The 5828-nt window shown below is 66.4% G+C and carries 6 protein-coding genes; all 6 read left to right on the top strand.

The features are described from left to right. Positions 1–298 precede the first annotated feature (298 nt). The 6 genes from Q8S40_RS11935 (at position 299) to Q8S40_RS11960 (ending at position 5705) form a co-directional block, all read left to right on the top strand. Positions 299–1510: a CaiB/BaiF CoA-transferase family protein gene (locus Q8S40_RS11935; RefSeq protein ID WP_304827384.1), complete on the top strand. Its 1212-nt coding sequence runs from the start codon at positions 299–301 to the stop codon at positions 1508–1510. Between the two features lie 44 nt (positions 1511–1554). Continuing rightward, positions 1555–2625, top strand: coding sequence for an AraC family transcriptional regulator (locus tag Q8S40_RS11940; protein ID WP_304827068.1), 1071 nt, complete (start codon positions 1555–1557; stop codon positions 2623–2625). 132 nt (positions 2626–2757) lie between these two features. Beyond that, entirely contained in the window at positions 2758–3951 is a 1194-nt protein-coding gene (locus tag Q8S40_RS11945) for a lipid-transfer protein (protein ID WP_305670577.1), read from the top strand. An 11-nt stretch (positions 3952–3962) separates the two neighbouring features. Then, the gene (locus Q8S40_RS11950; RefSeq protein WP_304827071.1) at positions 3963–4421 is read left to right on the top strand and encodes a MaoC family dehydratase N-terminal domain-containing protein; all 459 of its coding nucleotides are present in this window, start codon (positions 3963–3965) and stop codon (positions 4419–4421) included. Then, entirely contained in the window at positions 4418–4846 is a 429-nt protein-coding gene (locus tag Q8S40_RS11955) for a MaoC family dehydratase (protein ID WP_304827074.1), read from the top strand. The genes Q8S40_RS11950 and Q8S40_RS11955 overlap by 4 nt, the downstream gene beginning before the upstream one ends. A 25-nt stretch (positions 4847–4871) precedes the next feature. Continuing rightward, positions 4872–5705, top strand: a complete 834-nt coding sequence (locus tag Q8S40_RS11960) for an SDR family NAD(P)-dependent oxidoreductase (protein WP_305670578.1) — start codon at positions 4872–4874, stop codon at positions 5703–5705. The last annotated feature ends 123 nt before the right edge of the window (positions 5706–5828 follow it).

Below are 5828 nucleotides of genomic sequence, written 5' to 3' on the forward strand. Positions count from 1 at the left end.
TGTGGGCAGCGGGCGCGAATTGGCACGGTTGAGCCAGGAGCACGATGCCTACCGCTGGATCTGCGGGGGCGTCTCGGTGGACTACCACGCGCCAGTCAGCTGACTGCTGCAGGTGATCGCGCTCGGCTGAAGCCGACACCATTTTTATCAGGAAATTGACAGCCGTTCACACCGGCTTCCTACTGCATGGAAAGTGTCACTTTCTGCCAACTCAATGGAGTCCACATGCCATTGAGCACGCCTTGGCAACTGCACTACCGTACCTCCCATGCTGCTACACATCACCTCGCCCTCCGCCATGGACCTTCCCGAATTCAATCCACCTACTTCAGCTGCTCCTGCCACGCATGCCACCGGAGCACCCCTGGCAGGTGTGAAAGTGCTTGACCTCACCCGACTTTTGCCCGGGCCCATGTGCACGCTGCACTTGGCCGACCTGGGTGCCGACGTGATCAAGATCGAGGACGCCGGCGCGGGCGATTACGCTTCAGCACCGGTGCGCGACATGGTCAATCGTAACAAGCGGGGCATACGGCTAGATCTCAAGCACCCCCAAGGCGTGGCCGCGCTGCTGTCGCTCTGCGAAAGCGCCGATGTGCTGGTGGAAGGCTTTCGCCCGGGAGTGATGGAGCGACTGGGCGTGGGCTGGGCCGCGGTGCATGCGCACAACCCCCGGCTGGTTTTCGCCAGCATCAGCGGCTACGGACAGAGTGGCCCGCTGCGCAACGAGCCTGGTCACGACATGAACTACAGCGCGCTGGTGGGCGTGGCCGACCAGATGGGAAGTCCTTCGGGTGAGCTGGCCTTGTCCAATGTGCCGGTGGCCGACCTGCTGGGGGGCACCATGACAGCGGTCATGGGCATACTGGCGGCCCTGTTCGATGCCACGCGCACGGGCAGGGGCCGGCACGTGGACATCGCCATCGCCGACGGCCTGCTGGCCCATGCCGTGCTGCCCATGGCCGCGGTGCACCGCGAAGGCCGGCCGCGCGCGGCCAGCAGCGACCGCCTTACGGGCTTGCTGCCCTGCTACGCCTTCTACGAAACAGCCGATGGCCGCTTCCTGGCGGTGGGTGCGCTGGAGCGTAAGTTCTGGGACGCGTTCTGCCAATGCCTGGGTCGCGAAGACCTGCAGGCGCAGCATGTGCCCGCTTCGCCCGAGGATTCGATGCGCCTGCGGGCCGAAGTGGCCAGGATCCTGCGCGCTCAGCCGCTGGCGCACTGGCAGGGCCTGTTCGAACATGCCCAGTGCTGTGTGACGCCTGTGCTGCGGCTGGACGAAGCGCTCGCGCACCCGCACTTCGTGGCGCGCGGCATGACGGTGGAGGTACACGGTGCCAATGGCCAGGTCATGCGACAGCTGGCCTGCCCGGTGCGCATGAGCGACTTTGAATTCCGCGTGGTGCGCCCGGCACCGCGACCCGGCGAGCACACCGACGAGGTGTTGCAGGAATCCGGCTGGAGCGAGCAGCGCGTGGCAGACTTGCGGGCGTTGGGCGTGCTCGGATAAAACCGCTTCATCCAGCCTGCATGCGCGCGTCCGCGCAACGGTCCATGGCAGCCTCCACCTACCTCTCTCCGATCCAGCACACCATCGCCATTCCGCAGGTGATCCAGATCCTGCAGGGCGTGCGTTCGCGTGGCCTAGACTGGGAGCGGGTGCTGCGGCGGGCCAGCATTGCGCCAGCGCTGCTGGAGTCGCCCTTGTCCCGCGTTACCCAGGCGCAGTATGCGCGGCTGATCTTCGAACTGCGCCGCCTCACGCGCGACGAGCTCTGGGGCCTGTGCGCGCACCCTTTGCCGATGGGCAGCTTTGCCATGGGATGCGAACTGCTGGTGCACTGCAAGACCCTGGGTGAGGCCATGCACACCGGCCTGCGTTACTACCACCAGCAGTTGCACGACTTCGTGCCGCGCCTGCAGGTGAGCGAGGGCATGGCCACCTGTCGCCTGAGCGCGCGTGGCCCGGCCAATGCCGGCCTGATCTACGCCCAGCGTGTGTTCATGTTCTTCAGCTTTGGCCTGGCGTGCTGGCTGGTGGCGCGGCGCATTCCCTTGCGCGAGGTGATCTACACCCACCCGGAATCCGGTCTGCGCAGCGACGCTTCGCGCCTGTTTCAGGCGCCCGTGCGCTTCCAGCCCGACTGGATGGGCTACCGTTTCGACGCGCGCTGGCTGGAGCTTCCCGTGGTGCAGAACCGGGAGAGCCTGCGCGAATTCCTGCAGCAGGCGCCCACCAGTCTGCTGGTGAAATACCGCGACCAGACCAGCCTGACCGAGCGCATTCGCCGCCTGCTGCGGCGCTACCTGGCCGAAGACATGCCCTCGCTCGACGAAGTGAGCCAATCGCTGGCGATGACGCCGCAGACCCTGCGGCGCCATCTGCAGCGCGAAGGCCAGGGCTACCAGGCCATCAAGGACAGCCTGCGCCGCGACGTGGCCGTGGAGTACCTGTCGCAGCCCGACCTCACGCTGCTGGACATCGCCAACCGGCTGGGCTTTTCGGAAGCCAGCACCTTCCACCGCGCCTTCAAGGGCTGGACCGGACTGGCGCCGGGCGTGTACCGGCAACGCCGTCTGCAAGCGCAGGCACCCACTCAGGCGGACGCCGCAGCAGGCGACTGACGCGCATCGGCAAGGTCCTGCGGATCGCGGCAGACTGAGCGTTTCTGCCAATCATTTTGGGCCTATCCGTTATTGGCCGCAGCGCCCCCGGCGCCCAAACTCGGGTCATTGTTTTTGACATGAGGACACCCGATGAGCCAGATGCGCAGACCCGTTCACGTCGTGGGCGTGGGCATGATTCCCTTCACCAAACCCGGCGCCAGCGAGCCCTACACCGTCATGGGTGCGCGGGCCGCACAGGCCGCGCTGGCCGACGCGGGCGTGGACTACGCCGAGGTGCAGCAGGCCTATGTGGGCTACGTGTACGGTGACTCCACCGCCGGCCAGGCCGCCATCTACGGCGTGGGCCTGAGCGGCATACCAGTCTTCAACGTCAACAACAATTGCTCTACCGGCTCCAGTGCGCTGTTCCTGGCGCGCCAGGCGGTGGAGAGCGGCATGATCGAATGCGCCATTGCGCTGGGCTTCGAGCAGATGGTGCCGGGCGCGCTCAAGGGCGCTTACGACGACCGGCCTTCGCCCATGGCGCGCTTCGCCGACGTGATGACCGAGCATCAGGGCTTCGAGGCCGGCGTGCCCCGCGCCGCACAGTTTTTCGGCGGCGCCGGGCGCGACTACATGGCGCAGTACGGCATCCGCGCCGACACCTTCGGCCGCATCTCGGTCAAGGCGCGCCAGCACGCCGCACGCAACCCACTCGCTGTGTTCCGCCAGACCCTCACGCTCGACGAGGTGATGGCCGCGCCCACCGTGTTCGACCCCATGACACGCTTCCAGTGCTGCCCGCCCACCTGCGGTGCCGCAGCGGCCATCGTGTGTTCGGCCGAGTTCGCCAAGAAGCACGGGCTGGACGCCAGCGTGGTGATCGCCGCCCAGGCCATGACCACCGACACGCCCAGCACCTTCGAGACAGGCGACATGCGCAAGGTCGTGGGCTACGACATGACCGCAGCCGCCGCGCAGCAGGTGTACGAGGACGCCGGCATCGGCCCCGATGACCTGGACGTGGTGGAACTGCACGACTGCTTCACTGCCAACGAACTCATCACCTATGAAGCCCTGGGCCTGACACCCGAAGGCACGGCCGAGCGCTTCATCGTGGAAGGCGACAACACCTACGGCGGTCGCATCGTCACCAACCCGTCGGGCGGGTTGCTGTCCAAGGGCCACCCGCTGGGCGCCACCGGGCTGGCGCAGTGCGCCGAACTGGTGTGGCAACTGCGCGGTCAGGCCGAGCAGCGGCAGGTGGAAGGCGCGCGGCTGGCGCTGCAGCACAACCTGGGGCTGGGCGGGGCCTGCGTGGTCACGCTGTACGCCAAGGCCTGAGGAGCCAGGCCATGATCGATCGAAAGTACATCGGCCACACCATGGCTCCCTTCAAAGTCGCGGTGGAAGCGGGGCGACTGCGCTTCTTCGCCAAGGCCACCGGACAGACCGATCCTGTCTACAGCCAGGATGAAGCGGCGCGAGCCGCAGGCCACCCCGGCCTGCCCGTGCCGCCCACCTTCCTGTTCTGCCTCGAAATGGAGTCGCCCGATCCGGCCGCCATCCGCAACCTGCTGGGACTGGACTACAAGCGCCTGCTGCACGGCGAGCAGGGCTTCACCTACCACCGCATGGCCCATGCGGGCGACGTGCTGAGCTTCGAGCAGCGCATTGAAGACATCTACGACAAGAAAGGCGGCGCGCTGGAATTCGTGGTGCGCAAGACGCGCGTGAGCAACCAGCGGGGCGAACACGTGGCCGATCTGCGTGGCGTCACGGTCATGCGCCAGCCGGAAAAGGAGAGCGCATGAACACCGTGACACCTGTTCGCTTTGACAACGTCAATGTGGGCGATGCGCTGCCGGCGCTGGACCTTCCGCCCCTGAGCCGCCTGACCCTGGCGCTCTACTGCGGCGCCTCGGGCGACCACAACCCCATTCACGTGGACCTGGACTTTGCAAAAGAAGCCGGCATGCCCGACGTGTTCGCCCACGGCATGTTGTCCATGGCCTGGCTGGGGCGTGCGCTGACCGACTGGGTGCCCCAGTCTGCCTTGCGCGACTTCAACGTGCGCTTCGCCGCCATCACCCATGTGGGCGAAAGCATCCGCTGCACCGGCACGGTGACCGAAAAATTCGAGCACGACGGTGAACGCCTCGTGCGTGTGAGCCTGGCCACCACCAACGAGGCCGGCGTGCAAAAACTGCTGGGTGAGGCTGTTCTGAGCCTGCCCTGAAACCTCCACACAAAGGAAATCCGACATGACCCAAAAACTCGAAGGCAAGGTGGCCCTGGTGTCCGGCTCTGGCCGGGGCATTGGCCGCGAGATCGCTCTCAAGCTCGCCAGCGAAGGCGCCCGTGTGGTGATCAACGACCTGGACGCCGCACCGGCCGAACAGACCGTGGCCGACATCGTTTCGCGCGGCGGCCAGGCCGTGGCCTGCGTGGGCAGCGTGACCGATGCCGACTTTGGCGACAAGTTCGTGAAGACCGCGCTGGACGCCTTCGGGGGCGTCGACATCATCGTCAACAACGCCGGCTACACCTGGGACAACGTGGTGCAGAAGATGAGCGACGAACAATGGGAAGCCATGCTCGCGGTGCACCTGACGGCGCCGTTCCGCATCCTGCGCGCAGCCTCCGGCTTCATCCGTGATGCAGCCAAACGCGAGGCCGAAGCGGGTGCGCCGGTGTTCCGCAAGGTGGTGAACATCTCGTCCACCTCGGGCGTGTACGGCAACGCCGGCCAGGCCAATTACGCGGCGGCCAAGGCGGGCATCAACGGCCTGACCAAGGCCATGGCCAAGGAATGGGGTCGCTACAAGGTCAACGTCAACAGCGTGGCCTTCGGCCTGATCATGACGCGCCTGACCGAAGCCGCGGCCGATGCCGACGCGAAGATCGACATCGCCGGCCAGCAGATCAAGGTGGGCGTGAACCCGCAGGTGCTCAAGAACGCCGAAGCGCTGATCCCGCTGGGCCGTGGCGGCACACCCGAAGAAGCGGCGGGCTCGGTGTACCTGTTCTGCATCCCCGAATCGGACTACGTCAGCGGCCAGACGCTGATCTGCTCCGGTGGCCTGACGGGCATGTGATGAGCATGTTGCCCCGCCTGTTGCAGCATCCCTGGATGGATGCGGAGATCGAGAGCTTCCGCGAGCAGGTCCGCCGTTGTGTGGCGGACAAGCTGGTGCCGCGGCTCGACACCTGGCGCCGCC

Origin of the sequence: Falsiroseomonas sp. (assembly GCF_030695085.1) — a bacterium.
In the GTDB taxonomy this organism is placed as follows: domain Bacteria; phylum Pseudomonadota; class Alphaproteobacteria; order Acetobacterales; family Acetobacteraceae; genus Falsiroseomonas.

Coding starts and splice junctions, on each gene's coding strand:
- Q8S40_RS11935 (WP_304827384.1), top strand. CDS start 299: ATGGACCTTCCCGAATTCAATCCACCTACTTCAGCTGCTCCTGCCACG.
- Q8S40_RS11940 (WP_304827068.1), top strand. CDS start 1,555: ATGGCAGCCTCCACCTACCTCTCTCCGATCCAGCACACCATCGCCATT.
- Q8S40_RS11945 (WP_305670577.1), top strand. CDS start 2,758: ATGAGCCAGATGCGCAGACCCGTTCACGTCGTGGGCGTGGGCATGATT.
- Q8S40_RS11950 (WP_304827071.1), top strand. CDS start 3,963: ATGATCGATCGAAAGTACATCGGCCACACCATGGCTCCCTTCAAAGTC.
- Q8S40_RS11955 (WP_304827074.1), top strand. CDS start 4,418: ATGAACACCGTGACACCTGTTCGCTTTGACAACGTCAATGTGGGCGAT.
- Q8S40_RS11960 (WP_305670578.1), top strand. CDS start 4,872: ATGACCCAAAAACTCGAAGGCAAGGTGGCCCTGGTGTCCGGCTCTGGC.